The sequence below is a fragment of the Bradyrhizobium jicamae genome, from assembly GCF_018130695.1.
GTDB lineage: Bacteria > Pseudomonadota > Alphaproteobacteria > Rhizobiales > Xanthobacteraceae > Bradyrhizobium > Bradyrhizobium jicamae_B.
Map to the genome: position 1 here is coordinate 263142 of NZ_JAFCJX010000006.1, position 24811 is coordinate 287952.

The 24811-nt window shown below is 64.4% G+C and carries 31 protein-coding genes, 1 tRNA gene and 1 pseudogene; 13 read left to right on the top strand and 20 right to left on the bottom strand.

Annotation, left to right across the window (positions count from 1 at the left end):
• Positions 1–377 precede the first annotated feature (377 nt).
• From JQ604_RS11185 to JQ604_RS11195, 3 genes are all read right to left on the bottom strand, one after another.
• Positions 378–716 (bottom strand): helix-turn-helix domain-containing protein, encoded by a 339-nt coding sequence (locus JQ604_RS11185; protein WP_212356739.1) that lies wholly within the window; start codon positions 714–716, stop codon positions 378–380.
• A complete protein-coding gene (locus JQ604_RS11190) occupies positions 700–1080 on the bottom strand; it encodes a type II toxin-antitoxin system RelE/ParE family toxin (RefSeq protein ID WP_212356742.1) in 381 nt (126 codons plus the stop codon). Before JQ604_RS11190 ends, JQ604_RS11185 begins: the two co-directional genes overlap by 17 nt.
• A gap of 114 nt (positions 1081–1194) precedes the next feature.
• Positions 1195–2118, bottom strand: coding sequence for a division plane positioning ATPase MipZ (locus JQ604_RS11195; RefSeq protein ID WP_212356744.1), 924 nt, complete (start codon positions 2116–2118; stop codon positions 1195–1197).
• 252 nt (positions 2119–2370) lie between these two features.
• On the opposite strand from JQ604_RS11195, the gene panC reads away from it, so the two are divergent.
• Positions 2371–3222, top strand: coding sequence for a pantoate--beta-alanine ligase (panC, locus tag JQ604_RS11200; protein WP_212356761.1), 852 nt, complete (start codon positions 2371–2373; stop codon positions 3220–3222).
• Between the two features lie 58 nt (positions 3223–3280).
• The gene (locus JQ604_RS11205) at positions 3281–4042 is read left to right on the top strand and encodes a hypothetical protein (protein WP_212356764.1); all 762 of its coding nucleotides are present in this window, start codon (positions 3281–3283) and stop codon (positions 4040–4042) included.
• 79 nt (positions 4043–4121) lie between these two features.
• Here the strand turns inward: JQ604_RS11205 and JQ604_RS11210 are convergent, their stop codons facing one another.
• From JQ604_RS11210 to JQ604_RS11230, 5 genes are all read right to left on the bottom strand, one after another.
• Complete coding sequence (locus JQ604_RS11210; RefSeq protein WP_212356767.1) at positions 4122–4562, bottom strand: DUF1489 family protein; 441 nt, start codon at positions 4560–4562, stop codon at positions 4122–4124.
• Between the two features lie 111 nt (positions 4563–4673).
• Positions 4674–5651 carry a hypothetical protein gene (locus JQ604_RS11215; protein WP_212356770.1) on the bottom strand — a complete coding sequence of 326 codons (978 nt, stop codon included), beginning with the start codon at positions 5649–5651 and terminating at the stop codon, positions 4674–4676.
• 145 nt (positions 5652–5796) lie between these two features.
• Positions 5797–6000 carry a hypothetical protein gene (locus JQ604_RS11220; protein WP_212356952.1) on the bottom strand — a complete coding sequence of 68 codons (204 nt, stop codon included), beginning with the start codon at positions 5998–6000 and terminating at the stop codon, positions 5797–5799.
• A gap of 239 nt (positions 6001–6239) precedes the next feature.
• On the bottom strand, positions 6240–6779 hold the full coding sequence (locus JQ604_RS11225; protein ID WP_433996238.1) for a YidB family protein: 540 nt from the start codon (positions 6777–6779) through the stop codon (positions 6240–6242).
• Positions 6722–7369, bottom strand: a complete 648-nt coding sequence (locus JQ604_RS11230; RefSeq protein ID WP_212356776.1) for a glutathione S-transferase family protein — start codon at positions 7367–7369, stop codon at positions 6722–6724. Before JQ604_RS11230 ends, JQ604_RS11225 begins: the two co-directional genes overlap by 58 nt.
• Before the next feature lie 125 nt (positions 7370–7494).
• On the opposite strand from JQ604_RS11230, the gene JQ604_RS11235 reads away from it, so the two are divergent.
• Complete coding sequence (locus JQ604_RS11235) at positions 7495–8205, top strand: DUF599 domain-containing protein (protein ID WP_212356779.1); 711 nt, start codon at positions 7495–7497, stop codon at positions 8203–8205.
• A 19-nt stretch (positions 8206–8224) separates the two neighbouring features.
• Here JQ604_RS11235 and JQ604_RS11240 read toward each other — a convergent pair whose 3' ends face one another.
• On the bottom strand, positions 8225–9043 hold the full coding sequence (locus JQ604_RS11240; protein ID WP_212356782.1) for an aldo/keto reductase: 819 nt from the start codon (positions 9041–9043) through the stop codon (positions 8225–8227).
• Between the two features lie 105 nt (positions 9044–9148).
• Here JQ604_RS11240 and JQ604_RS11245 point away from each other — a divergent pair, with 105 nt between their 5' ends.
• The 3 genes from JQ604_RS11245 (at position 9149) to JQ604_RS11255 (ending at position 10249) form a co-directional block, all read left to right on the top strand.
• Positions 9149–9385: a hypothetical protein gene (locus JQ604_RS11245; RefSeq protein ID WP_212356785.1), complete on the top strand. Its 237-nt coding sequence runs from the start codon at positions 9149–9151 to the stop codon at positions 9383–9385.
• Between the two features lie 25 nt (positions 9386–9410).
• Positions 9411–9806 (top strand): HigA family addiction module antitoxin, encoded by a 396-nt coding sequence (locus JQ604_RS11250; RefSeq protein WP_433996243.1) that lies wholly within the window; start codon positions 9411–9413, stop codon positions 9804–9806.
• Positions 9807–9934: 128 nt separating this feature from the next.
• On the top strand, positions 9935–10249 hold the full coding sequence (locus JQ604_RS11255) for a hypothetical protein (protein WP_212356788.1): 315 nt from the start codon (positions 9935–9937) through the stop codon (positions 10247–10249).
• Between the two features lie 21 nt (positions 10250–10270).
• Here the strand turns inward: JQ604_RS11255 and JQ604_RS11260 are convergent, their stop codons facing one another.
• Positions 10271–11647 carry a tetratricopeptide repeat protein gene (locus tag JQ604_RS11260; RefSeq protein ID WP_249158184.1) on the bottom strand — a complete coding sequence of 459 codons (1377 nt, stop codon included), beginning with the start codon at positions 11645–11647 and terminating at the stop codon, positions 10271–10273.
• Between the two features lie 211 nt (positions 11648–11858).
• Here JQ604_RS11260 and JQ604_RS11265 point away from each other — a divergent pair, with 211 nt between their 5' ends.
• Entirely contained in the window at positions 11859–12095 is a 237-nt protein-coding gene (locus JQ604_RS11265; RefSeq protein WP_212356793.1) for a hypothetical protein, read from the top strand.
• Between the two features lie 119 nt (positions 12096–12214).
• On the opposite strand, the gene JQ604_RS11270 is transcribed toward JQ604_RS11265, so the two are convergent.
• The 3 genes from JQ604_RS11270 to mgtE form a co-directional block, all read right to left on the bottom strand.
• On the bottom strand, positions 12215–12418 hold the full coding sequence (locus tag JQ604_RS11270) for a hypothetical protein (protein WP_212356797.1): 204 nt from the start codon (positions 12416–12418) through the stop codon (positions 12215–12217).
• 481 nt (positions 12419–12899) lie between these two features.
• Positions 12900–13214 carry a helix-turn-helix domain-containing protein gene (locus JQ604_RS11275; protein ID WP_212356970.1) on the bottom strand — a complete coding sequence of 105 codons (315 nt, stop codon included), beginning with the start codon at positions 13212–13214 and terminating at the stop codon, positions 12900–12902.
• 154 nt (positions 13215–13368) lie between these two features.
• Complete coding sequence (gene mgtE, locus JQ604_RS11280; protein WP_212356800.1) at positions 13369–14790, bottom strand: magnesium transporter; 1422 nt, start codon at positions 14788–14790, stop codon at positions 13369–13371.
• A 78-nt stretch (positions 14791–14868) separates the two neighbouring features.
• On the opposite strand from mgtE, the gene JQ604_RS11285 reads away from it, so the two are divergent.
• Both JQ604_RS11285 and JQ604_RS11290 read left to right on the top strand, forming a co-directional pair.
• A complete protein-coding gene (locus JQ604_RS11285; RefSeq protein WP_212356803.1) occupies positions 14869–15672 on the top strand; it encodes a polysaccharide deacetylase family protein in 804 nt (267 codons plus the stop codon).
• Positions 15673–15765: 93 nt separating this feature from the next.
• A complete protein-coding gene (locus JQ604_RS11290) occupies positions 15766–17046 on the top strand; it encodes a polysaccharide deacetylase family protein (protein ID WP_212356806.1) in 1281 nt (426 codons plus the stop codon).
• Here JQ604_RS11290 and JQ604_RS11295 read toward each other — a convergent pair.
• The 3 genes from JQ604_RS11295 to JQ604_RS11305 form a co-directional block, all read right to left on the bottom strand.
• Positions 17043–17417 (bottom strand): hypothetical protein, encoded by a 375-nt coding sequence (locus tag JQ604_RS11295; RefSeq protein WP_212356809.1) that lies wholly within the window; start codon positions 17415–17417, stop codon positions 17043–17045. The genes JQ604_RS11290 and JQ604_RS11295 overlap by 4 nt on opposite strands.
• A 219-nt stretch (positions 17418–17636) precedes the next feature.
• A tRNA-Leu gene (locus tag JQ604_RS11300) sits at positions 17637–17721 on the bottom strand.
• A gap of 98 nt (positions 17722–17819) precedes the next feature.
• Complete coding sequence (locus JQ604_RS11305; RefSeq protein ID WP_212356812.1) at positions 17820–18062, bottom strand: FliM/FliN family flagellar motor switch protein; 243 nt, start codon at positions 18060–18062, stop codon at positions 17820–17822.
• 60 nt (positions 18063–18122) lie between these two features.
• On the opposite strand from JQ604_RS11305, the gene lipB reads away from it, so the two are divergent.
• Together lipB and JQ604_RS11315 are read left to right on the top strand one after the other, a co-directional pair.
• On the top strand, positions 18123–18857 hold the full coding sequence (lipB, locus tag JQ604_RS11310) for a lipoyl(octanoyl) transferase LipB (protein WP_212356815.1): 735 nt from the start codon (positions 18123–18125) through the stop codon (positions 18855–18857).
• A 76-nt stretch (positions 18858–18933) separates the two neighbouring features.
• The gene (locus JQ604_RS11315) at positions 18934–19290 is read left to right on the top strand and encodes a hypothetical protein (protein WP_212356818.1); all 357 of its coding nucleotides are present in this window, start codon (positions 18934–18936) and stop codon (positions 19288–19290) included.
• Positions 19291–19295: 5 nt separating this feature from the next.
• On the opposite strand, the gene JQ604_RS11320 is transcribed toward JQ604_RS11315, so the two are convergent.
• Positions 19296–19724 carry a tautomerase family protein gene (locus JQ604_RS11320; protein ID WP_212356821.1) on the bottom strand — a complete coding sequence of 143 codons (429 nt, stop codon included), beginning with the start codon at positions 19722–19724 and terminating at the stop codon, positions 19296–19298.
• 110 nt (positions 19725–19834) lie between these two features.
• On the opposite strand from JQ604_RS11320, the gene JQ604_RS11325 reads away from it, so the two are divergent.
• Positions 19835–20692, top strand: coding sequence for a LysR family transcriptional regulator (locus JQ604_RS11325; protein ID WP_212356973.1), 858 nt, complete (start codon positions 19835–19837; stop codon positions 20690–20692).
• A gap of 451 nt (positions 20693–21143) precedes the next feature.
• Here JQ604_RS11325 and JQ604_RS11330 read toward each other — a convergent pair.
• The 3 genes and pseudogenes from JQ604_RS11330 to JQ604_RS11340 form a co-directional block, all read right to left on the bottom strand.
• Positions 21144–22581, bottom strand: a pseudogene (locus tag JQ604_RS11330) (TIGR01777 family oxidoreductase).
• Positions 22578–23240, bottom strand: coding sequence for a DUF4166 domain-containing protein (locus tag JQ604_RS11335; protein WP_212356824.1), 663 nt, complete (start codon positions 23238–23240; stop codon positions 22578–22580). The pseudogene JQ604_RS11330 and the gene JQ604_RS11335 overlap by 4 nt, the downstream one beginning before the upstream one ends.
• 24 nt (positions 23241–23264) lie before the next feature.
• Positions 23265–23822 (bottom strand): GbsR/MarR family transcriptional regulator, encoded by a 558-nt coding sequence (locus JQ604_RS11340; RefSeq protein WP_212356827.1) that lies wholly within the window; start codon positions 23820–23822, stop codon positions 23265–23267.
• A gap of 173 nt (positions 23823–23995) precedes the next feature.
• Here JQ604_RS11340 and JQ604_RS11345 point away from each other — a divergent pair, with 173 nt between their 5' ends.
• A complete protein-coding gene (locus tag JQ604_RS11345) occupies positions 23996–24811 on the top strand; it encodes a class I SAM-dependent methyltransferase (protein ID WP_212356830.1) in 816 nt (271 codons plus the stop codon).

The following is a 24811-nucleotide window of genomic DNA, read 5'->3' on the forward strand; positions in this document are numbered from 1 at the left end:
ACGGTTGCGTGACAGGAAGTCTAAATGTTGTGATTTCGCAGCCTGATCATTGTGCGTTGCACCTAGACCTTGGGCAGATCCTCCTAAGTTCCGGAAAAATCGACCTTCCTGAGCTTACGACGCGACCGCTCAAGCTTCGGTTCGGTGATCAATTAAAAGTCGAGGGAAAACCCTGTTCACCCCCGAATTGTTCCCGCATCTTGGCGGTGATATGGCCAAAATCACCGCAAGATTACGGAATTCCGACCGGGGACCTGATCGCGCTAGGCGGCGGTTCTTTGTTGGGGGCAACTCGCATGCCCGTAATCAGCGGGCTGGGGCTCGCTCGCCGGTAGTGTGGTAAGGCCCCCCTGCCCGGGTGAACCTCTTGCAGTTCATCACAAGATTGCCTCGATACCCTTTCGGCGGATCACATCGAGCAGCACCAATGCAGGGCCGCTCGGCCGCTTGGCGCCGCGCTCAAGCTGCGACACATACCCAACGGTCAAGTTGAGATAGTGCGCAAAGACCGCCTGACTGAGGTTTGCCTTTTCCCGCATGGCACGGATTTGCTTTGGAGTGACAGCCTTCGCAGTCGCCCGTTCGGGACCGCCGAGGTGACGCATGGTGATTTTTTCATAGGCGGCATCGTCCATGATTCCGACCTCATGCATCCCCTCCGCCATTTGCAGCAGTTCCTTAGTCAGGCGCGTATTCGTCTTAGTCTTTTTTGCCATCGTGTACCTCGATCAAAAGTCCTGCCTCGACCGCACCCGCGATCTTCTGCTCGTCGGCCTCCAGCCACATGCCAGCTGCTTCACGTAGCGTTCTCAGTTGAGTCGGATCGATGTTGCCCAAATCGTTCTTTGCAAAGCCGAACAGGAAGATTGCGCGTTGGCTCGAACGAAGCGCGATCAACATGCGGTAGCCACCACTCTTGCCCTGTCCCTCGCGAGCAACCCGTTGCTTGATCAGACCGGAGCCCAATTCGGCGTCCACGAGACCGCGCATGGCCCGAGCAATCGCCTCGATCAGGTTCCCGTCGGTGATCCGCTCGCGTTTCGCGAATTGAGCGACCTTTTTGAGTTTATATATCCGCAAGCATCACCCGCACCTCGAACTATAGTTCTATGAACTACGACCTTCAAGAACCGATCGAGAAATTTGAACTGAGACGCAGGGGGGTATTGGCTGGAATAGCCGGCTCGTCGCGCCTTAGCTGCCGAGGATGTCGTGGACTTCGAGCGGCTTGTCGACCTGGTTGAACCACTCGGCGCGGTTGGCGGCGCGGCGGCGGCCGCGCTCGTCGAGCGGCAGCTTGAGCTGGCGCAGGAGGCTCGTCACCTCCTCGCGCGCGGTGACGTGGCCCATGCTCGGCCGGGTCCCGAGGGTGGCCTCGTCGATGTCGTCGAGCGCGGTCAGGCCGCGCGGGAAGAATTCGCGGTAGACCACGCGCTCGGCAAAGCCGTCGACCGAACGGAAGCCGAGCCGCAGCGACAGCTGCTTCAGCCCGTCGGCGACCAGCTGCTTGTTGCGCGAGCCGAGCATCGAGAGGCGGTTGCGCACCACGATCCAGTCGGTGCTGGCGCCGTCGAGCTGGCGGCGCTTGCGCCTGGCTTCGCGCACCATCTCAGAGTAGTGGCTTTCGCCCGTGACCGCATAGGTCGCGGGATCGACGGTGCCGAGCACGTCGAAGTCGAGGAAGCTGTCGTTGATCGGCGTCACCAACGTGTCGGCCATCGAGTGCGCCAGCCGCATCAGATAGCTGTCGGAGCCCGGGGTATCGATCACGATGAAGTCGAAGGTGCGCTCGACGGCGGCGACCGCTTCCATGAACTGCTGGAACTCGGCGTTCTCATTGTCCGCGATCTGCATCGTCTCGCCGTATTTGATGCAGGTGTGGACGGGGAGCTCGAGATCGATCCCGGTGCGGCGCGCCCAGGCGCGGCGGTTGGCGATGTAGCGGGTGAAGCTTTGCTGGCGGCAGTCGAGGTCGATGGAGGCGACACGCTGGCCGGCCTTCAAAAGCGCGACAGCAATGTGCAGGGCGGTGGTGGACTTGCCCGAACCGCCCTTCTCGTTGCCCAGCACGACAACATGTGCAGAGCCGGATTGACCCTGACTAGCCTGCACCAACATGATTCAAACCCCCACCAATATCTTCAAATCGCGCAAGGCTTCGGTCAAGTGAATTGCATCACGCGACGACGAAATCGATAGGCGTCCGCCTTAATCATGAATCGCTGCGAGGAAAACGCGCACCGTTCGGCAACATCCCGCCAAACTTCACCCGCATGTCTGCGGCCGTTAAGCAATTAACGGTTCGCGCTGCCCACGCCGGCAGCACTGCATCACCAGGCAAACTCCCGCCACTCCCCCGAAGGATCCCCGATGCCCCGCACCCCCATGGTCGTCCGCACCGTCCCTGCCCTGCGTCGCGCCGTTGACGGCTTGCGCGCCCGGAAAGCCACGGTTGCGCTGGTGCCAACCATGGGAGCGCTCCATGACGGCCATGTGTCGCTGGTCCGCATCGCCCGGCGCCGTGCCCGGAAAGTCGTCGTCTCGATCTTCGTCAACCCGACGCAATTCGCTCCGACGGAAGATTTCGGCTCCTATCCCCGCACCTGGAAGGCCGACGTCGAAAAGCTCACCGCCGAAGGTGTCGAGCTGATCTGGTATCCCGAGCTGAAGGCGATGTATCCGGACGGCTTTGCCACGAAGATCGTCCCGGAAGGGCCGGCGACGGTCGGGCTGGAGGATCGCTTCCGGCCGCATTTCTTCGGCGGGGTCGCGACCGTGGTGGCAAAGCTGTTCACGCAGGTCCGCCCCGATGTTGCGATCTTCGGCGAGAAGGACTTCCAGCAGTTGCGGGTGGTGACGCAGATGGCCCGCGATCTCGATCTCGGCGTCAAGGTGATCGGCTCGCGCACGGTGCGCGAGCGCGATGGGCTCGCGATGTCCTCGCGCAACGTCTATTTGTCGGCGGACGAGCGCAAGGTGGCGCCCGAGCTGCACCGGGCCATGAAGGAGAGCGCCCGCCGCCTCCGCGAGGGCGCCGACGTCCGCAGCGCGATCGCCGCCGGCGAGACGATCATCAAGCAGGCCGGCTTCGACCTCGACTATCTCGATGTCCGCCACGCCGAGACGCTGCAGCCGATCGCCGCGCTGAAGGACGGCCCGATGCGGATATTGGTCGCCGCAAGGCTCGGCACCACGCGGCTGATCGACAATATCGCCGTCTAGGTTGCGCTTGCATCAATGCACCGCTTGTGAATGATCGCGGTATCGGCGGAGAGGTGCGATGGGCGGTCGATTGGGACGCGTTGTTCTCGGCGGGCTGTTGATGCTGGCGGCGGCCGGCCATGCGCAGGCACAAGCGCCGGAGCGGCCTGCGATCGGCGGCATCGGGTCGGCTGCGGATGCGATGATCTTCTATGTCGCCCACGGGCCGGCGGATGCCTGCGGACCCGGCTGCTCGGACTGGATCGCCGCCGAAGGCACCGTGCAGTTCGACACCTTCAAGCGGCTGATCAACATTCTCGACCGGCAGGCGGGGCGGAAGCTTCCTGTGGTGATCAACGCCAGAGGCCAGTCCAGCTTCAACGTCGCGGCCAGCCTTGGCCGGATCCTGCGCGATCGCGGCATCGACGCGAGGGCCGGGATCACCGAGGTCGAGGCCTGCAAGGGAAAATCCGAGGCCGAGTGCTTTGCGCTCAAGCGCCCCGGCGGGCCGCTCGATGCCAGGGAAGAGGTGTCGGGAGTGGTCTGTGACTTCGCCTGTGTGCTGATGCTGGCGGGCGGCGTGCATCGCAGCCTGCCGGCGGACAGCCATGTGGTGGTGACCGGCATGTCGATCCGCAACCGTCTGGCGCCGAACGTCTCCGAGGAACGCCGCGTCGGCCTCACCGCGCTCTACAGCAAGCAGTTCCGGATGTACCTGCACGACATGGGCGTCGACGAAACACTGATCGACATCATGGAACAGAGCTCCGCGGACCACAATTACGTCGAGCTGCCGCCTTCCGACTGGGCGCGGCTGCATCTCGTGACGCCGCCGATCTAGCCTCGCTGGGAGAATTATACACTTAGCAGGCACGTGTGCCTCATGGATAAGGCGTGCGTCATACCTGTCAGGTATATCGCTACAGCAACCCCAGATCCCGCAGCTCCCGCCGCATCGGCTCCGGCATCGCGGCGATGTTGGCGGCGCTGGATTTGGTCAGATCGGCGGGCGCGGAGTCTGCGGTCAAATAGCGCCAGCCCTGGAACGGGCGCATCGGGCGCGGCGACACCGCGATCACCTTCGGCTGCATCACGATGCGGCAGCGGCCGATGCCATCCTTGTCGCGGAACGGCTCGAGGGCGATGATCTTCTCGCGCGCGGCGATCTCGCCCTTGATCACCCAGTAGAGCGAGCCACCGGCGAGGATCTCCTCGTCGCGCTTCGGCGTCATCCGCGTGACGTGGACGTGGCGGAGCGGCAGCCCCTTCTTCCTGGCGGTCGCCATCCGTTCGGCAACCCAGCCCTTGAGTTCCTTGACGGACTCGCAGCCGACGGCAAGTTTGATGAGATGTAACGGCATGCCCTGCGATTTAGCCGCAGGCGGACCTGTTGAAAAGGCCAGAGCCGGAGCCGTCAACCGATTATCCCGCGCGCAGAACGCAAAGCGCGTCTGCGCGCGGATTGATAGAGGTTAGTTGTTGTCGTCGCTCGCCGCAGCCGGCGGCGCGCTGGCGGCAGCTGGCGCGGCGGGAGGTGCGATCTGCACCGGCGGCCGCTTCGGTGCCGGCGGGCGCTTCGCTGCGGCAACGGTCGGCGCCGCTGCTGCCGGCGGCGTGGCCGGACGCGCGGCAGGTGCGGCGGCCGGCGGCCGGGTGGCCGCGGAGGCCGGCGGTTCCGCCGACATGATGCTGACCGGCGGCGTTGAGTTCGCGCTGGGGAATTCGGCATTGGTCGGCCGGCCCGTCGGCATTGAGGACGGCAACGCCGCGACCAGACCTGCGGCCGGCGCCTGCGCCATCGCCGGCGCGTTCCACGACGCCGCGTAGCGGGTGACCAGGCTCTCATAGACGTGGTCGTTCATGTTGGAGGCGATCTGCCTGCTGTCACTGAGCGAGCGGAACGCCGCACAGCTCGTCGGCGTGCAATGATCCCGCGCCGTCAGCGCATAGGCCATCAGCCCGTAGCGATCGCGCTCGACCGCGCGGCGCAGCGACTGCACCTCGGTGGTCGCATTGCGGTCGGCGGTCGCGACATCGCCGAACGAGGTCAGGCGGGAAATCTGCGCCGCGGCGTAAGCGACGGCGGCGGCCGCCGAGTCCGCCGTGCCGAACAGCGTCTTCTCGCAGGCCGACAGCACCGCATCCCCTGCGAGATCGTCGATACAGGCAAGCGCCGGCAGCGCCGGTCCGCCGGACTGGACCGCATGGATGTCGCTGGCGCCCCCCTGCCCACTGCTGGGGCCGAAGCCGCGAACGGTCGAGGCCACCGCGACTGCAATCGATAGCAACGTGATCACGGCCAGCGCGCCGTTGGCGACGGATTTCTCCGCCCGCAACAGCGTGACCAGAACGACAATTCCGAAGAATCCCGCCGCGGCCATCGTCAGCCACATCGGGAAGGTCGGCGCGCGCCAGAGTTGATCCAGCGAAGAAGCCCAAGCCCAATTCATGCGCGGTGTCCCTCACGCAGCATAATACAACAGGAGATGCTGGACGCCGCCATCCCGGCGTCCAACTTCCGGCAGAATGCGTCTGCGAACAGGGCCTTTTGACGGCGACGGAGGCGAAACAGCCGTCCGATTGCGCGCAACGGTATCAGGACAGCGCCAGCTGACTTTCCTTGGCCACCCGTTCGAAAGCTTCGGTCGAGCTCTTGATGCGATACTGGCAGTCGTCGCCATCGGTCGGAAGCAGGCGGATCACCTGATACGTGCCACTGGCCGCCGGACGGGCCACGTTGCTCGCGGTGAAGTAGACGACCTCACCCACGTTGTACTTATGCTTCAACGCCCTCTCCATCTTTTTAGGAGGTCGGCCACGCTCTACGGTCCCGGTAGCGGCAGCCAACTTATTGAAAACCCTGCGGCAACCTAGCACACCGGCCCCCCTGAAATCCAGCAGGATTAAGGCAACGCTGAATCGATATTTTTCTATGTGTTTCAATACGATAGACGGATATTAACGCGCCTTGCGCAAATCGTCCGCCTGCCCTGCCCGAAAGCGGGGTTCCAAAGTTGCCGGTATCAGAAGGCGCCCGATCAGGCGGTATGGGGCAACTTGCCGTCGGGGCTGGCGTGGTCGACCGCGGCCGGCAGTTGCTGGGCCAGCACCTTGGCGAGCTCGTCGACCGGAATATTGAACTTCGCGGCAAGCTGGCGGACGGTATCGCTGCCGAGCACCTGCTGCAGCTGATCGGCCGTGATCGGCAGGTTCTGCCCCGTACCAATCCAGGATTTGACCTGGTCGCCAAGGCCGGCCTGCTCCAGCTTGGCGACGATTGCCGACAGGCCGCCCTGGCTGCCATTGCCGAGCACCTCGCTGAGCACCACCGGGATCACGGCGGATCCGAGCTGGCTGAGCATGCCCTTCAGCGCGGGCGAGTTGCCCAGTTCATCGAGAATGCCCATGACAAATCCCTCGCGCGCGACATTGCGGACGGCGGATTGAGACGCCTTTGGCCGCGGCCCGTCAAGCGCCGCCGTCTGACGTTGCCGTGACCTTCGCTTCGGACGGCCTGCGCTCAGACGGTCTCGAACTTCTCGATCACCAGCGTCTCCGCCAAGCCCTCGCGCGTCCATTGCTGGAACGCCGGCTGCGCAAGCATCGCGTCATAATAGTGCTGCGCTTCCGCGCGGACCGGGATCGCATAGGTGCGGAAGCGATGCACGACGGGAGCGAACATCGCGTCCGCCCCGCTGAACTGGCCAAACAGGAACGGTCCGCCATAGCGTTGATGGCAATCGGCCCAGATGTCCTGGATGCGCGCGACATTGGCCTTCGCATCGTCGGACAGCGTCACGGCGCGGATCGGCCGGTGCAAATTCATGCCGCATTCGCCACGCAGCGCCATGAAGCCGGAATGCATCTCGGCCGAGATCGCCCGCGCATGCGCGCGCGCAGCGCGCTCGGTCGGCCAGATGTTCTTGTCCGCGTGCGTCTCCGCGAGATATTCGACGATCGCGAGCGAGTCCCACACCGTGACGTCGCCGTCGATCAGCGCCGGCACCTTGCCGGATTTGCTGTGGCTGAGCAGCCGGTCCTTGTCGGCCTGATCCGTGTAGAGCGGGACGAAGATCTCCTCGAACGGGATATCGTTGGCGCGCAGCACGAGCCACGGCCGCATCGACCATGACGAATAGTTCTTGTTGCCGATAACGAGCTTCAACATTTTGCGGGGAATCCTGTTGTGCGTGCAGTTTGCCATAGTGCATTGCACACATTCAACCTGTACATCACCGCAATAGCCGTCGCTGCGCATCACGCAGCGCGGCGGCATCGCAAGGGATCAGGACGATGACGGGCTATTGGGTCGATATCGCAGCAGTCGGCTTCTTCGTGATCGAGTGGTGGGTCTACGCCATTACGCTGGAGCACACCGCCTACGCCCGCGACAGCCTGTCGGCGCGCATGCATGTCTATCGCGAGATCTGGGTGCGCAACCTGCTGGCGCGCGAGGCGCGGATGGTCGACATGCAGATCATGGCGTCCCTGCAGAACGGCACCGCGTTCTTCGCCTCCACCAGCCTGATCGCGATCGGCGGCGCGCTGGCGCTGCTCCGCGCCACCAATGACGCGCTCGCCGTGCTCGGCGCGCTGCCGGTCAATCTCAGCCCCTCGCCCGCGCTGTGGGAGGTGAAATGCGTCGGGCTGATCCTGATCTTCATCTACACCTTCTTCAAATTCGCCTGGGCCTATCGCCTGTTCAACTATGTCGCGATCCTGTTCGGCGCGATGCCGCCGGCGAGCCAGCGCGACACGGTGGAGGCGGAAGCGCATGTGATGCGCACCACGCGGCTGTTCGAAGCCGCCGCCCGCCATTTCAACCGCGGCCAGCGCGCGTTCTTCTTCGCGCTCGGCTATCTCGGCTGGTTCGTCAGTCCCTGGGTGCTGTTCGTCACGACAGGCGCTGTCGTGATCGTGACCTGGCGGCGGCAGTTCGCCTCCAACGCCTGGAAGGCGATGGCGCCGGCCACCGCGGTCAGGAAGCAGGATCCCGCAGCGTGACGTCCGCGCGGTCGACTTATCAATCCCATTTCGGCGCGAAGCCGAAATCGGTCAGCCGTCCGCTGGCGCTGCCCATCGCTGAAATCTCGCGCATGTCCTCCTCGGACAGCTCGAAATCGAAGATGTTCAAATTCTCCTGCAGACGTTCGAGCCGGGAGGTGCGCGGGATCGCCGAGACATTCTGTTGCACCAGCCAGCGCAGGCAAACCTGCGCCGCTGTCTTGCGGTAGCGGTCGCCGATCCGGGCCAGCGCCCGGTCGCCCTTGATCCGGCCCTTGGCGATCGGGCTGTAGGCCACCAGCGCCATGCCGTGGCGCGCGCAGGCCTCGATCACCTTGGCCTGGTCGAGATAGGGATGATACTCGACCTGGTCGCAGGCGAGCGGTTCCGGGCACGCCGCCACCGCCTCCTCGATCAGCGCCACCGTGAAATTCGACACGCCGATATTGCGGGCGAGCCCCTGCTGCTTGACGTGCGCCAGCGCGCCCAGCGTCTCCGACAAAGGCACCTGCGGATTGGGCCAGTGCAGCAGCAGCAGATCGACCTCGGTCAACCGCAGCTTCGCCAGGCTCTCCTTGGCCGACCGTTCGAGATCATTCGGCGCAAAATGCGTGGTCCAGATCTTGGTGGTGACGAACACCTCGTCCCGCTTCACGCCCGACGCGCGCAGGCCCTCGCCGACCTCGCGCTCATTGTCATAGGCCTGCGCGGTATCGATGTGGCGATACCCGAGCCGCAGCGCCTGCTCGACGATCCGCGCGCAGGCGCGCCCGCGCAGTTCCCACGTGCCGAGCCCGATGGCGGGAATTTTGGCGCCGTTGCCGTTGATGACGTTCATGCGCCCATTATGCGCGCATGACGCGGCGATGCCAACTCAAGGGAGTAAGTTGTAGCCTGTTTGGGCTATTGTTCCCGGTGACGTGCCCTGTCACATCTCCGGTGCATGGGCTCCGAATATTCAAACGACTGGATCGACTTGTCGGCTCTCTCGAAAGCCGAGCAAGAGGAATTCAAGCGCCTGGGTGACCCGGCCATCATTCGTGGCTACGGGGAGTTCACCGCCGGCAGGCTGGACGATCGCTGGATCGAGCTCTACCTGAAGGCCGCCAGAGCCCGAGCCGTCGAGGTGCTGAAGGCCGACCCCAACGCCATGCGGCGTAAGCGCAGCGGCAGGCGGTAGACTGTAGCCCGCATCAGCGATAGCGATATGCGGGACGACCGTTCCCGGATGTCGCTATCGCTCGTCCAGGCAACGCTCGCTAGGATTAGGCATGACCACGCACGGCCTTCGCATGAAAAATCCGGCTCATCCGGGTGGCTTCGTCAAAAGCGAGATCATCGATCCCCTTGATTTGTCGGTCACCGAAGCCGCCAAGGTGCTGGGCGTCACCCGGCCTGCCCTGTCGGCATTGCTGAACCAACGCGCCGATCTTTCTCCCGAGATGGCGCTTCGGCTCGAGAAGGCCTTTGGCGTCTCGATGGACACGTTGATGCGGATGCAAAACAGTTTCGACATCGCGCAAACGCGCAAGCGCGCCGGCGAAATTCGCGTGGCCCGCTTCAAGGGCAAACGCGGCGACCCGTCGCCGGCAGTGGCTTGACCTGTTGCAGCGAATAGCGTCTCTTCCCGCCTGCGGTTGAGCCTCACGACTACGCCGGACGCGCAGTCTCTCTACGTCTGTTTGGCTCACTAAGTCGTCCCGGCGAACCGCATTGCTCCGGTGAGATCATGCGAACCATAAAGCTCGACGCCAGTGGCTGGAGCACGATGAGCGACTTTACCTCGGCGCTCAAGGCGGCGATCGGAGCGCCGGGCTGGCACGGTACAACGGCGGCAGCTTTCATCGACTCGATGGTCGCAGGCGGCATCAATGCCCTTGAGCCCCCTTACGTCATCGAAATCGTCAATACCGCCAAGCTCGATCCCGAAGTGATGAAGTTCGTTCGAGATGTTTCGTCCTCGGTGGACGACACGCGCGTTCGGAGGCTTGCACGGACAGGAGAGGACGTTGCCGTCTGCATTCGGATCGTAGAAGCGTCGTAGCCCGCATCAGCCAAACTCACCCTACAACTTCGCCGCCATGCTCTGCAGCATCTCGGTCGCCTGCTTCATCGCCGGGTTGAGCTTGATCGCCGCGCGGAAGTCGGAAGCCGCGCCATCCTTGTCGCCGAGCTCGAGCTTCGAATTACCGCGGTTGTAATAGGCGGTGGCGTAGTTCGGATTGATCCTAATCGAGGTGTCGTAGTCGGCGATCGCCTTGGCGTGGTCCTTCAGATCCTGCCAGACATTGCCGCGATTGTTGTACGAACTCGCATCGCTGCCGTCGATGCGGATCGCCTCGCCATGCTGGGCGAGCGCGAGGTCGAGCAGCTTCAGGCCGCGATAGGCATTGCCCATGCCGGTGTAGGCCAGCGCGGAGTTCGGGTCATAGCGCAGCGACTCGCTGAAATCGACCAGCGCGAGCTCGAACTTGCCGAGCCTCCGGTACATGCTGCCGCGCTGCAGATGCACCAGCGCGCGGTTCTCGGCGTTGCCGCCGCTCGAATTGATCAGCACGGTGCAGGCCTCGATCACCCGCTTGATTTCCTCGGTGCCCGGACCGAGATCGGTGACGGGGAATGAGCAGCGCTGGTAGCTGCGCTGGGCCACCTCGCGCGACGGCTCGGCCACAGGCTTTGCCTTCTTGCCACCGCTGATTTTCTTCTGCACGTCGAGCGCCGGCGCAAAGCCGGGCGCGAGCTGCAGCGCCTTGTCGACCGAGGCCTGCGCGGCGACGGCGTTGCCGAGGTTCTTCAGGGTCTGGCCGCGATTAACGTAGCCGATCGGATGGTTCGGTTCGAGGCGGATCGCCATGTCCTCGTCGGCCAGCGCGCGGGCATACTGGCTCGTCAGGCTCAGCACCGCCCCGCGGTTGAGATAGACCGCGCCGACCTTCGGCGACAGCCGGATCGCCTCGCTGAAATCCTTGATCGCGCCGTCGAAATCCTGGGTGACCATCCGCATGAAGCCGCGGCCCTGCCAGCCGCCGGCATTGTCGGGCGCCAGGCGGATCGCCTCGCTGTAATCGGCGATGGCCCGGCTGTTCTCCTTCAGGTTACGCAGCGCATCGCCGCGATTGAGCAGCGTGCCGGCGTCGTCAGGCTCGGCCTTCAGCCGCTCGCTGTAGTCGGCCACCGCATGAACGTCGTCGCCCTTGCGATGATAGGCATAGCCCCGTCGCCACAGCGCCACGGCGCGCGCATGGCCGTCCAGCGCGCCCGACGCCAGCAGCGCCGAGCAGCTCGCGATCACATCGTCGGGTGCCGCCGCCGGCCGGTTGCAGCCGAGGACCGCCTGCTCCGCCGCCGGCGCCTCTGCGGTCGCGCGCGCCGGCCCGAGCAGGCCGAGCGAGAGGCAGGAGGACAGGCAAAGCGATGCAGCAATCAGGCGCGATTTGGCCATTGGGGATGCCCCGGACATGCGGATTGGTCTTACCGCAGTCGTACGGACTCCACGGATGGTTCAATCGGGAGTAACAATGCGCCATTCTCGGCTGTTCCAGATTTAACTCCCGTCGCGCGTATCAAGCTTAATGCGCGCCGATTCTTGAAGCTTATTGCAGCCCCGAACTATTGATCTGACGTAATTCATCCGGGGGATGACATCATTGGCCATGAAACCAAAACCCGCGCCTCTCGCCGGCCTCACCGTCAAGGAGACCAGGGAGCTTCGCTCGCTCGCAAAGGCCGCCCGGGTCAAGGACGAGTTCGAGGCGATTGCCCAGGATGCCCGCTGGATCGAGCTCAGCCTCAGGCATGAGATGGCCAAGCTGGCCGCGGAGCGCGCGCGACGCCGCAAGAGCTCGCCGCCCGGAAGGAGCCCGCGACGGCCGGACGTCACGCGTCATTGAGGCTCGCGTCACCGGAATCAATTGGAAGTCTTGCCAGCGCGCTAAAGCAATACAAGCTCCCGCGCAATCCTGCGCCGGGAGCTTGCACGCATGTCAATCAGCCGGGCTGATCGCGCGGATCATTTGCACTTGATGTAGAGCGGATACAGGCCCGGGCGACCGCCACCGGCCGATCCGTTCGCGCAGAAATGATAATCGTTGCGCCAGCTCTTGTCGGTGTCGCCGCCGCCGCTGATGACAGCGAGCGCGGCGTCTTCGAGGGTCTTCAGCGCGTGGCTTCCGACGGCGCGACGATCGGCCTGGAAGCTGAAATTGTTGGTCATTGTTCTCTCCACGTTTGAAATGATGAGCGACGTGCTCATCTGCGGCAGACCCTCGCACGGGCGGAGATCGCATCACCGTGCCGGAGGTCACGAAGCCGCAGGTCGCCGCGCAAACGCGCGGACAATGCCCGACGCGTCAAACAATTTTCGCAAATACGAAATAAAGATTCCAATGCCGGCTACTGTGCATGGGGTTGTTTTCGAGTTTTCAGGTCTGTGTCAGCTTGATCGTCTAACTTGCGCGCTCGATGTTGTCAGCGCGCAGCCCCGCGCTCACGGATCGACAGGACCACGGCCGAAAGTTCTCAGCTCCGGCCGTGGTCTCGTCCGTGTTTGACGGCGCACCACATTTCGTCGTCCTGGCGAAGGCCGGGGCCTGTTACGCCGAGTGTCGGTTGTTACGCGACGCTGGGGCCGCGATCGGTGGTCATGCGCCCCCTGGCCTTCACCAGCGCGACGGTTGTGAGCGTGTCGCGTCGCCTCAAGCCGCCGTCGGCTCGCTCGACAGCGCGGCGAACACCGTTTCCGGCGCGTGCGCGATCACCGCGAGCAGTGCGCGGGCCGGACCGCGCGGGGCACGTTTTCCCTGCTCCCAGTTGCGGATGGTCTCGACGGGCACGCCGAGCTTGGCGGCGAATTCGAGCTGGGTCAGCTGGGCACGGCGGCGCAGGTCGCGGACCGCGGGCTGTGAGGCGACCGAGGCGGTTTCAGCCGGCAGCTTCGGCGCCAGCGGAAACTCCTGCCCGTCGCGCAATTCGACGATCCGTCCGTCTGCCTTGAGCCGCAAGCGCTGCATGATGTGCCCCTGGTTGGGAATGGCGGCATCATCGGGCAAGCCCGTTAAGACTCGATTAACGATAAATGCCCCTTGGTCTGACGCGTTTTCTTCACGCGAACCGGGCGCCATCCCGCATCAAGTGCGGGACAGGCTTTCGCTTGAAAACGCTATGCTATTTGAGCCCAAACCACAGGGTCGCGATCCCCAGGAACGAGAAGAACCCGACCACGTCGGTCACCGTCGTGACAAAAGTTCCGGAGGCCACCGCAGGGTCCGCCCTCACCCGATCGAGCACGATCGGGATCAGAATGCCGCCGAGCGCGCCGGCGACCAGGTTGCAGATGATGGCGAGGCCGATCACGACGCCGAGGCCGGGAATCTTGAACCAGGCCACCGCGGCAATGCCGGTGATGATCGCAAAGGCAAGGCCGTTGACGAGGCCGACCATCGCCTCGCGCAGCACCACGCGCATGGCGTTGAAGGAGCCGAGCTCGCGGGTGGCGAGCGCGCGCACCGCGACCGTCATGGTCTGGGTCGCAGCATTGCCGCCCTGGCTCGCCACGATCGGCGCCAGCACCGCGAGCGCGACCATCTTCTCGAGCTGCCCCTCGAACAGGCCGAGCACGGAGGACGCGAGGAAGGCGGTGGCGAGATTGACCAGCAGCCAGTTGAAGCGGCCGCGCGCAATGGTCCAGACGGTATCAGACAATTCTTCGTCGCTGGTGACGCCGCCGAGTGCCTTCAGGTCCTCGTCGGCCTCCTCCTCGATGACGTCGACGACGTCGTCGATGGTGATGACGCCGACCAGCCGGTCCGTGGTGTCGACCACCGGCGCCGCGACAAGGTTGTACTTGCCGAACATCCGCGCGACCTCTTCCTGGTCCTCCAGCACGGAGACGCGGCGGCGGTCCTCGTCGACGAGGTCGGTGATCGGCACCGGGCGGCGCGTGCGCAGGAGCACGTCGAGCGGCACCGCGCCCTGCCAGTGCCTGTCGCCATTGACGACGTAGATCTCGTAGAATCGATCAGGCAGATCGGGTGTGTCGCGCATGTAGTCGATCGCCTGGCCGACCGTCCAATCCGGTGGCACCGCGATGAACTCGGTCTGCATGCGGCGGCCGGCGGAATTCTCCGGATACAGCAGGCTGCGCTCGATCTCCTCGCGCTCGGCCGCCGGCAGCTTTTCGAGGATCTCCTCCTGATCCGCCTCGTCGAGGCTTTCCAGCAGCTCGACGGCGTCGTCGGATTCGAGCTCGCGGACGCCCTCGGCGACGGTCTCGGGTTCGAGTTCTTCGAGGATCTCCTCGCGGACGGTCTCGTCGACCTCGTTCAGCGCCGAGAAGTCGAAATCGGTGCCGGTGATCTCGACCAGCGTGACGCGGTCGTCGGGCGCAAGCGCCGCGATGAGATCGCCGAGGTCGGCCTCATGCAGCTCGGCCACGACCTCGCAGAGCAGCGGCCGATCCGCCTCATGAATGGCGTTGGCGATCTCCTCGACGAATTCGTGACGGAGCTCGCCCTCCTCGTTCCGCATCGGAATGCGATCGAGCAGATCGGTCGCAGCGGGTCGGGCAACGTCGATATCCTCGGCCATGCCGCGCCTCGCCGGTTTGACAGGATGGGAGAACTGGTCTGATTAGGGGGCAATACCCAATCGTCCCTGCAGAGCGCAATGAGAAATATGTCCAAACGCCAGATCATCAGCGCGATCGCGCTCATTGCTGCGAGCCTGGTCGGGATCGCGCGCGCACAGGCTGCAGACTGTCAGAACAAGAATGCGCTCGGCACCTCGCGGGTGCTGGTGGTTGATCCCGCCAAGACACCGCGCGTCGGCACCAAGAGCTTTCCGCAGACGCTGCCGCTGGAGGATCACGAGGTCGTGCTGACCTTCGATGACGGCCCTTGGCCGGCCACCGACCAAAAGGTGCTCGCGGCGCTGTCGGCCGAATGCGTGCGCGCGACATTCTTTCTCATTGGCCGCTCGGCCTCCGAGCACCCCGAGCTGGTGCGCAAGATGGCGAGCCTCGGCCACACCATCGCCCATCACACCTGGGTGCATCCCAATCTCAAATATTTGAGCCCGGAGAAGGCCGAGGCCGACATCGACCGCGGGATCGCGGCGGTCGAGACCGCCCTGCACGGCGCCGCCAACACGACCCCGAGCACGCCGTTTTTCCGCTTCCCCTATTTCGATTCGACGCCGCAGCTGCTGGAACGGCTGGAAAAGCGCGGAATCGCGGTGTTTGGCGCCGATTTCTGGGCCAGCGACTGGAACAAGATGACGCCGGAGCAGGAGCTGAAATTGCTCACGGAACGGCTCGAGATTGCCCGCAAGGGGATAATTTTGCTACACGACCCCAAGGCGCAGACGGCGGCGATGCTGCCGGCCTTTTTGCGATATTTGCGTGAACACAATTTTCGCGTTGTGCATATCGTGCCAGTGGGCGCCAAGACCGCTTCCGACCGGACCCGTTGAACCCGGAGCTGCGGACCGATTACAGACGATTCATGCGGCGTTCATGGCGCCGGGGTTATGGATTTGATAGCTCGTTTGGAATGCCGGGGTTCTATGATCGCTAGCGTTTTGGTGGGTGTCCGCAGGCGGTCCCTGACCGTGCTTTGCCTTGCTGTGCTGGGCAGCGCCTGCGCGCAGGCCGCCGACTGCCCCGGCAATCCCAACGCGCTCGGCACCTCGCGGACGCTGGTGGTCGATCCGAAGGCGCATCCGCGTATCGGCACGATGCAATATCGCGAGACGCTTCCGCTGGCCGATCACGAGGTGGTGCTCACCTTCGACGACGGCCCGCTGCCGAAATACAGCAACCAGGTGCTGCAGATTCTGGCGAGCCAGTGCGTCAAGGCGACCTTCTTCATCGTCGGCCGTCAGGCCAATGCCAATCCGGAAGGCGTGCGCAAATACGTCAATGCCGGCCATACGGTGGGCACGCACAGCCAGAACCATCCCCTGACCTTCGACCGGATGTCGGCCGAGAAGGCGCAGGCCGAGATCGATGGCGGCATCGCCTCGACGCTCGCGGCGCTCAACGGTGACAAAAGCAAGCTTGCGCCGTTCTTCCGGATCCCCGGCCTGCTGCGCGCGCAGATTCCGGAGGACTATGCGGCCTCGCAGGGACTGCAAGTCTGGAGCGCGGATTTCCCGGCCGACGACTGGCGCCATGTCTCGCCGCAACGGGTCTACGACCTCGCGATCCAGCGCATCGAGGCCAAGCGCAAGGGCATCCTGCTGCTGCACGACATCCAGCCGCGAACGGTCGCGGCGCTGCCGCGGATCCTCAACGAGTTGAAGGCGCGCGGCTATCGCATCGTGCATGTGGTGCCGGCGACGCCGGAGCTTCCGGCGACTCCGACCGAGCCGCAGCAATGGTTCATGCATCCGCCGACCGAGAATGTCGCGATCACGCGCTGGCCGCCGGTGCCGAACTTCGTCTTCACCACGAGCAAGACGCTGCCCGCTCCCGTGCTCGCCGAGATGGATTGGCGCGACGCCGAGCTGATCGCGCACGCCGTGCAGGCGCGCGTGGCGGCGCCGCAGCGCACCGCATGGCCGCAGGTGCGGCTCGCGCAAGCCGGTTCGGTTGCGACGCTGCCGATTCCGGCAACCAGCGTGTTCAGGATTCCCGAGGGACGGCAGTTGACGCTGCTGGCGTCGCGCTCACGGCCGCCGCGCGCCAATCTTGCGGTGTCGGCGCGGGCGAAGCCCGTCGCAGGCGCTGCAGGTGCCCGGCACGCGGTGCACCAGCCGCCACACGCAGCCAAGGGCACGAAACATGCCGACGCAGGCAAAAAGACCGGACGCCCGCTGCGGATCGCAAATTTGAAGAAGCGCTAGTTCGTGACGATCTTCGCAATGCAGAGCAGAATCACCAGCGCAAGAAACAGCAGATCGATATAGGCCTTGATCTCGCCGGCGTGGCGGAGCTCGGTGACCTCGCCGACGATCTGCTTGCGCGAAGCTGACGCGTTCGGTCCCTCCGCCGCTACTCCCGCGAGCCGCCGCGTCTCGCCTTCCAGCCGCTCGATGCGCTGGAAGAAATAGAACGAGCGCAGCGCCGAGGCCGCATGCATCGCCGCATAGACCAGCACCAGAATCGCCACGATCGCCCGCTGCTCGTATTTCTCCAGGAAGTTCAGGCTGAAATAGACCAGCCCCAGGAACACGAAGTTCGAGACGATGCGGTAGGCGTAGCTCAGAAACGTCATCAGGTGCTCCGCGCGAAGCTTGGATGCGCAATCCACAGAATCAGCCTCGTCCGGCCGGGTGCGCCCGGCCAGCAAGCCATCTATCTGCGAAGAATACGCGAATGGTATTACAGAGGGTACCGACCGGTTCCAACGTCCCGAAAATCGCCGGCAGCACTAGGGGCGCGCCATGCAATGTCGTCCCGGACGCGGTCGGGAGGCCAAAACCGTATGATTTCCTGGTGCGCTCGGAGGGACTCGAACCCCCACGATTTTACTCACTGCCACCTCAAGGCAGCGCGTCTACCAATTCCGCCACGAGCGCTTGGGATTCCGGGTGGAACCTCTGAGGGCGCCACCGGATCGACGGCGCCATGTAACAAATCAGGGATGCAGGGACAAGGAGATAAACGACGGAATTAACTACCGAACGCCCGGTAATTTCGGCAGCATCTGCTTGACCTCGACCGCAATCCGGTTGCGGTCGACCAGGACGACCCCGCTGGCGATCGGCAGGTTGTTGGCGAGGATCTTGACCTCGTCGGCCTCGGTGGCATCCAGTTCGATGATGGCGCCGCGGGACAGCCGCATGACCTGGTGGATAGGCATGGTCGTGGTGCCCAGCACCACCATGAGATCGACGCTGACTTTATCGAGGGTGGCCACTTCTGAACCGCCGAACTGGAACTAGATGATGGATGCACCTGACCACGTTATGGTTAGCCAATGATTAATGACCGCCAAGACCTTGATTTGACGACTTTTGCCCGCCCCAATGGCGACCGCGCGGTGGAATGGCGGATTTCCGACCGTCCTGTGCCCTACCCCGATTCCCTCACCGAGATGGACCGCCGGGTGGCCGGGATCGCGGCTGGTACCGCGCCCGAGCTGGTCTGGCTGCTGGAGCACCCGCCACTCTACACCTCCGGGACCAGCGGCAAGCCGGCCGACCTGCTCGATCCACGATTCCCGACCTTCCAGACCGGCCGCGGCGGCCAAGTCACCTATCACGGCCCCGGCCAGCGGGTGGCCTATGTGATGCTGGACCTGAAACGGCGACGGCCCGACGTGCGCGCCTATGTCGCCTCGCTCGAGGAATGGATCATCCGGACGCTCTCCGCCTTCAACGTCCGCGGTGAGCGCCGCGAGGACCGCGTCGGCGTCTGGGTCAAACGCCCCGACAAGGGGCCGGATTTCGAGGACAAGATCGCCGCGATCGGCGTCCGGCTGCGGCGCTGGGTCTCGTTCCACGGTATCGCCATCAATGTCGAACTGGACCTCTCCCACTTCCAGTCCATCGTCCCCTGCGGCGTGGTCGACCCGCGCTATGGTGTGACCTCGCTGGTCGATCTCGGCCTGCCCGTCACGCTCGCCGACGTCGACATCGCGCTTCGGCAGGCGTTCACCGAGGTATTCGGCGCGACAGAGGCTCTCCACCCGGTTCCGCACGTCATCGTTTGAGGTCCGGCCCGCCCGTCCTCCAGCACCGAGCCGTCATATCTTGTCTGCAGTCGTGACCATCGTTGGAATTCTCTGTGTGGCCGGCGTGATCGTTGCGAGCCTGCGCAAGCGCGGCGAGGTTCGGTTCAAGACCTACGACGAGATCAATGTCGTCCAGCAACTGATGTTTTGGTCTGCGAAGCGAATGCCCGGCTCCGAAGGCCACAAGCTGGCCATCAAGGCGTATGGATTGAGCAACCACTTGATCATAGCGATACAATCGATCTCTCGGCACGACCTTGCCGTGATCGCACCCGTCATCGATGAATGGATCCAAGGTCGATTGCCGCCGCAGAACCTCCCGGCAGAGTACGAAGACTTTCGACCCCGTACTCTGCAGGCCTTCAAGGCACGCATGCAGACCGAAGGACTATGGCCCAACATTGAAGCGTAACCGCCTCAAGCTGCCGCCCGTTGCGGCGCGGCCTCGAGCTGGCCTGCGATGTAGCGCCGCTCCTGGGTCAGGCCGCCAAATCCATAGGCGTCGCCCCTGACCTCGTCGACATGGGCATAGCTCTCATGGTGCAGCGGCCCGAGCAATTCGCCCATCCGCGTGAACAGCGCGGCGAGATAGGCGGCCTTCTCGTCCTTCGTGTTGGTGCCCTCGCTGACATGGACGTCGAGCCAGAAGCTCGCGAGACTCTGCTCGGCCAGCGACTTGCCGCCGGCGAACCAGTCGGCCGCATCGACGGCCTTGACGATGACGGCGGTGACCTTGGGATCCTTGCGCAGGATCCGCGCGGTGAGTTCGCTGACCGCGGACGCGATCTCGGCCTTCAGCGACGGCCGTTTGCGGACGCTGGAATAGGTGACGGTGATGAGGGGCATGATCGTTCTCCTTGATCTTGAAGGGCTCAATGAGCCTTGCCGAGATATCTAGACCTTCTCCCACCATCTTGGTATCTTATCTCTATCGATAACAATGATAACGATCATTGATCATGACGACGCTCGATATCGATACGGTGCAGGCCTTCCTGCTGGTCGCCGAGCTGCAGGGCTTCACCCGCGCCGCCGAGGCGCTCGGCACCACGCAGGCCGCTGTGAGCATGAAGCTGCAGCGGCTCGAGACCGTGCTCGGCAAGCGGCTGGTCGAGCGGTCGCCGCGCGCGGTGCGACTGACGGCTGACGGTTCGGCCTTCCTGCAGCACGCCCGCGCGCTGATCGAAGCGCATGACCGCGCGCTGTCGGGCGAGAAGCCGGCCAAGCAACAGCTCACGCTCGGGATCAGCGACCACGCCGCCGGCCCCGAGTTGGTGCCGCTGCTGGAGCGGCTGCATGCGATGGCTGCGCAGCTCGCGCTGTCAGTCACCATCGGCTTCTCGCGCGAGATGCTCGACGCCTATGATGCCGGCGAGCTCGACGCCGTGATCGTCCGCCAGGAAGGCAGCCGCCGCGGCGGCGAGAAACTGGCCGAGGACGAATTCGGCTGGTTTGCGACAAAACGCTTCGTCTGGCCGCGCGGCGATGCCCTGCCGCTCGCGACACTGGCCCCACCCTGCGGTGTCCGCGCCATCGCGGTGCGCGCGCTCGACAAGGCCGGCATCGCCTGGAGCGAAAGTTTTGTCGGTGGCGGCGTCACAGCGGTGGCCGCCGCCGCGCTGGCAGGACTTGCTGTCGCGCCCCTCGCCCGCCGCATTGCGCCGCCGGGATTGATCGACATCGGAGCGGCGCACAAGCTGCCGAAGCTCGGACCGTCAAAGGTGATGCTGCACTCGAAGGTCAGCGATCCCGCTAAGCTCGCGGCGCTACGAATACTGGCGGCGACGTTTCGCAGTGTTGCCGTTGGTGCGTAGGCATTAGGGCTGCCCGTCTCGGAACTGAGAAGCGCGACTGCCATAGCGTCCCGCGACGGCCCAATACGTCGCGCCCGCCGCGACCCCAGTTATGACGTAGATCCAACCAACACCTGAAGCCCAAGCTCGATCGGGTCCCGCGAACGCACTGATGCACAGCGCTCCCGTCGCCGCACCGGCACCAACGAAAAACAAAATCGAATGCGTCCGCAACAGCTCCGCCAACCAAATGGTCGTCAGCGCGGGGATCGCCGACATTGCGAAGACGACGGGGAAAACCAAGATTGGCCCCATCACCAGGATCAAAAGACCGCCAGCCACAACGCCGCCCCAGTGAAGACTAGATGAGCCTGCTGCCCCAAGGATGGGCGATACTAGAATGACGGCCGTTGCGACCATGCATCCAGCGAGCCATCCGCCGATCGCACGAAGACCTGCCATCCCCCACTCCTCACAAAATCGCCTCGAACGCGCTGCGTAGCGTCTCGTGACGGAACACGAAGCCGTTGCTCAGCGCCTTGTTCGGCAGCACGCGCTGGCCGCCGAGCAAAAGCTCTTCCGCGAAATCCCCGCCGACTGTGCGCAGCAGCGCCGCCGGGATGCGGAAGATCGCGGGGCGATGCAGGCGACGGCTCAGCTCCGCCGTGAATGTCGTATTGGTCACCGGGATCGGCGCGGTGGCGTTGATGGGGCCAGTGAGTTCGGGCTTCGCGATGACGTGCGCGATCAGGCGCACGAGGTCGTCGCGCTCGATCCATGACATCCACTGCTTGCCCGAGCCGAGCGGACCGCCGAGGCCGAACTCGAACGGCGTCAGCATCCGCGTGATGAAGCCGCCATCGGTGCCGATCACGAGGCCGATGCGCAAATAGGCGACGCGCACGCCGTGGTCGGCCGCGGGCTTCGCCGCGGCCTCCCAGGGCTTCGCAGAGCTCATGGCTGAAGCAGGCGTGCGATTTCGCGGACTCCGTCAGCACCTGGTCCTGCCACAGCCCGTACCAGCCGATCGCAGAGCCACTGACCAGCACCGCCGGCTTGCGCTCGAGGCGAGTGATCAGCTTGATCACATCGGCCGTCATATTGATGCGCGAGGCCAAAATCTCGCGGCGCTTGGCTTCGGTCCACAGGCCGTTGCCGATCGGCTCGCCCGCCAGATTGACGATGGCGTCGATCCTGATGTCGGCAGGCAGCTGATCGAGGCTGGTGATCAGCATGATCGGCGGCGGCAGCATCTCGGCCTTCGCCGGATTGCGGACCAGCGTGATCGCCTGATGGCCTGATGCCGTGAGGCTCGCGACCAGGCGGCTGCCGATGAAGCCGGTGGCGCCGGTAACCAGCACCGTCTGCCGCGGCGGCAGCTTGTCGACCAGCTTCTCGGCAGGCGTCGACGTTATGCGGCCGAGGCGCGCCGCAGCGGCAAAATCGCGCGCGCCGCACAGCGCGGCGCCAACTGCGGATGCTGCGGCGATCGGGCTGAGCCATTCGATATAGGCCGACGTCACGCCGGTCGGCAGCATCGCCCAGTCGATCAAGACCGGCACCAGCAGGATCAGGATCGCACCATAATTGATCGCGAGCAGCGTATGGTTGATGCGCTCGCTCGGCGGCAGCTTGCGGCTCATGTCCTCCTCGACAAAGTCCATCAGCGTGATGACGACCTCGACGACGAGCACGGCGATGATCGCCATCGCGAAGATGCCGTGCACCTCGAGCCAGCCGAGCACCAGGAACAGCAGCGCATAGAGCATGTTGCGCAGGCCGTGCAGCTTCAGCTCGTAACGCTGCGAGGGACGCCAGGCCAGCCGCTCGGTGAATTCGTGGTGATAGAAGGTGTCGAACACGCCCATCGCGATCTGGATGGCGATGAGGGTCCAAAGCAGCGGCGTCATGATGTGGCCTCCCTGAACACGGCCGACTGACGGATCAGCCGGCCAAAACGCGGGTGGACGATCTCGAGCGTGAAGCGGAACGTGCCGCCGCCGAGATCGGAATGGGTGACGGTGAGATCGCCGGGCGTGAGCCATTCCGGCAGCGGCAGGCGCAGCCGGCCGAGCTGCAACGAATAGCTGACACTGTGAAACACCAGCGCCTCGTGCTCGACCGCGATGCGCAAGGCCATGCTGACGCCGAAACCGACATACTCCTCAAGCCCGGTCGGACCGTCGAAGCGTTTGGCGGAATGAATGACCTGTGGAAAGCCGTCGCGGCGCGCGCAGATGCGGGTCCAGACCTGGCCGCCGCTGGCGGCATCCTCGGTGACCGTGACGACCATCGGCACGCCGGTCTCACGCCCGGTCGGCAGCGGGCCACCGATCAGGCGTGCGGACTGCGCGAGCCACCAGCCGATCGGGCTGAATTCGGCCTCGTCGACCTCGCCGACATAGACGACGGTGTTGCCGTCCTCGAAGCGCTTTGAAAAACGCCGCCAGATCGCCACCGGCAGGCGGCCCCAATCCTCGTCGCAGAGCAGCGCGCGGAATCTGTGATCGTCGAGCAGTTTTGCGTCGGGAGCGGATGTCTTGAGGCTGGCTATCCTGGCTGACGTCATCGCTTTACTCCCGTTACGCCGATCCTATTTGGCTTTGCCCATCGGCAGAAAACTCACGATCTTTTCGCCGAGCTTGATCAGCGCGACGAGCCGCGGCCGCGGCACGTTCAGCATCTGCACGTACCAGCGGTCGACCAGTTCGGTGAACGCCAGCATCTCCTTCAGCCGCTTGCTCGCGACCGTGCTGATGGTCGGATCATCGGCCGCGTCGGAAACACAGGCACGCAGCGCCGCAACCGCCGGATCGATCTCGCGCTCCTTGCGGCCGGCCGCGATCCTGGCCGCGACCTCCCAGATGTCGGTCTCAGCCTCGAAATGATCGCGACGGTCGCCGAGGATCGGCACCCGCCGGATCAGTCCCCAGGACAGCAGCTCCTTGATCGAGTTGGAGACGTTGGAGCGGGCCATGCCGAGCGTGTCGGCGATGTCCTCGGCCGTCATCGGCGCTTCCGCCAGATAGAGCAGCCCGTGGATCTGGCTGACCGAGCGGTTCACCCCCCATTCGTCGCCCATGTCGCCCCAATGCAGGATGAAGCGCTCGACGGCGGCGGGAAGTTTCTTCTTGGCGGTTATTTCTGTCATAACAGAAATATCAGATATTACGGAGCGGAAGTCAAGCGCCCGGCACCCCGGAATTGGGGCCTCCCCTGCCAGATTTGAGGCGTTGGCCCGGGCGGATCGCTGGTTCATAATTTGAGGACGGCGCTGACAGTGACGGCCTCGATCGGCCACCCGCATTCCCCAAAGGAGCCTTCATGACGGCCCCCTCTTCCGACAAGGTATTCGCCGGCTCGGTCCCGCAGATCTATGACCGGCTGATGGTGCCGATGATCTTTGCGCCCTACGCCCGCGACCTCGCGCAGCGCATCAAGGGCCACCGGCCGCGCGACCTCTTGGAGATCGCGGCCGGCACCGGCGCCGTCACGACGGTCCTGGCTGCCGAATTGCCCGAGACCCGCATCACCGCGACCGACCTCAACGAACCGATGCTGGCGCAGGCCAGGACACATCTTGCAGGCAAGACGAACATCACGTGGCAGCAGGCCGACGCGCTGTCCCTGCCCTTTGGCGATGCGAGCTTCGATATCGTCGCCTGCCAGTTCGGCGTGATGTTTTTTCCGGACCGCGTCAAATGCTATGCGGAAGCGCGCCGTGTGCTCAGGCCTGGCGGACGGTTTTTGTTCAACGCATGGGACAAGATCGCCGACAACGAGTTCGCTGACGTCATGCAGCAGACGCTGCGGCAGATGTTCCCGGCCGACCCGCCCGAATTCATGGCGCGGACGCCGCACGGCTATCACGATCCCCAGCGTATCAGCGCCGACCTGACGGCCGCTGGTTTTCGCGACATTGCCATCGAGACGCTCACGCTTCGCAGCCCCTCGCCCTCGGCGCAGGATGCCGCCACCGCCTATTGCCAGGGCACGCCGATGCGCGGCGAGATCGAGGCGCGGGGCGAGCCGGGTCTCGACGCTGTAACGCAGCGTGTGACCGAAGCGTTGGCACGCCGCTTCGGCAACGGCCCGATCGACGGGAAAATTCAGGCGCTGGTGATCTCGGCGGTCGGTTAG

Coding starts and splice junctions, on each gene's coding strand:
- JQ604_RS11185 (WP_212356739.1), bottom strand. CDS start 716: ATGGCAAAAAAGACTAAGACGAATACGCGCCTGACTAAGGAACTGCTG.
- JQ604_RS11195 (WP_212356744.1), bottom strand. CDS start 2,118: ATGTTGGTGCAGGCTAGTCAGGGTCAATCCGGCTCTGCACATGTTGTC.
- panC (WP_212356761.1), top strand. CDS start 2,371: ATGCCCCGCACCCCCATGGTCGTCCGCACCGTCCCTGCCCTGCGTCGC.
- JQ604_RS11205 (WP_212356764.1), top strand. CDS start 3,281: ATGGGCGGTCGATTGGGACGCGTTGTTCTCGGCGGGCTGTTGATGCTG.
- JQ604_RS11210 (WP_212356767.1), bottom strand. CDS start 4,562: ATGCCGTTACATCTCATCAAACTTGCCGTCGGCTGCGAGTCCGTCAAG.
- JQ604_RS11215 (WP_212356770.1), bottom strand. CDS start 5,651: ATGAATTGGGCTTGGGCTTCTTCGCTGGATCAACTCTGGCGCGCGCCG.
- JQ604_RS11220 (WP_212356952.1), bottom strand. CDS start 6,000: ATGGAGAGGGCGTTGAAGCATAAGTACAACGTGGGTGAGGTCGTCTAC.
- JQ604_RS11225 (WP_433996238.1), bottom strand. CDS start 6,779: ATGGACGCGCGAGGGCTTGGCGGAGACGCTGGTGATCGAGAAGTTCGA.
- JQ604_RS11230 (WP_212356776.1), bottom strand. CDS start 7,369: ATGTTGAAGCTCGTTATCGGCAACAAGAACTATTCGTCATGGTCGATG.
- JQ604_RS11235 (WP_212356779.1), top strand. CDS start 7,495: ATGACGGGCTATTGGGTCGATATCGCAGCAGTCGGCTTCTTCGTGATC.
- JQ604_RS11240 (WP_212356782.1), bottom strand. CDS start 9,043: ATGAACGTCATCAACGGCAACGGCGCCAAAATTCCCGCCATCGGGCTC.
- JQ604_RS11245 (WP_212356785.1), top strand. CDS start 9,149: ATGGGCTCCGAATATTCAAACGACTGGATCGACTTGTCGGCTCTCTCG.
- JQ604_RS11255 (WP_212356788.1), top strand. CDS start 9,935: ATGCGAACCATAAAGCTCGACGCCAGTGGCTGGAGCACGATGAGCGAC.
- JQ604_RS11260 (WP_249158184.1), bottom strand. CDS start 11,647: ATGGCCAAATCGCGCCTGATTGCTGCATCGCTTTGCCTGTCCTCCTGC.
- JQ604_RS11265 (WP_212356793.1), top strand. CDS start 11,859: ATGAAACCAAAACCCGCGCCTCTCGCCGGCCTCACCGTCAAGGAGACC.
- JQ604_RS11270 (WP_212356797.1), bottom strand. CDS start 12,418: ATGACCAACAATTTCAGCTTCCAGGCCGATCGTCGCGCCGTCGGAAGC.
- JQ604_RS11275 (WP_212356970.1), bottom strand. CDS start 13,214: ATGCAGCGCTTGCGGCTCAAGGCAGACGGACGGATCGTCGAATTGCGC.
- mgtE (WP_212356800.1), bottom strand. CDS start 14,790: ATGGCCGAGGATATCGACGTTGCCCGACCCGCTGCGACCGATCTGCTC.
- JQ604_RS11285 (WP_212356803.1), top strand. CDS start 14,869: ATGAGAAATATGTCCAAACGCCAGATCATCAGCGCGATCGCGCTCATT.
- JQ604_RS11290 (WP_212356806.1), top strand. CDS start 15,766: ATGATCGCTAGCGTTTTGGTGGGTGTCCGCAGGCGGTCCCTGACCGTG.
- JQ604_RS11295 (WP_212356809.1), bottom strand. CDS start 17,417: ATGACGTTTCTGAGCTACGCCTACCGCATCGTCTCGAACTTCGTGTTC.
- lipB (WP_212356815.1), top strand. CDS start 18,123: ATGATTAATGACCGCCAAGACCTTGATTTGACGACTTTTGCCCGCCCC.
- JQ604_RS11320 (WP_212356821.1), bottom strand. CDS start 19,724: ATGCCCCTCATCACCGTCACCTATTCCAGCGTCCGCAAACGGCCGTCG.
- JQ604_RS11335 (WP_212356824.1), bottom strand. CDS start 23,240: ATGACGTCAGCCAGGATAGCCAGCCTCAAGACATCCGCTCCCGACGCA.
- JQ604_RS11340 (WP_212356827.1), bottom strand. CDS start 23,822: ATGACAGAAATAACCGCCAAGAAGAAACTTCCCGCCGCCGTCGAGCGC.
- JQ604_RS11345 (WP_212356830.1), top strand. CDS start 23,996: ATGACGGCCCCCTCTTCCGACAAGGTATTCGCCGGCTCGGTCCCGCAG.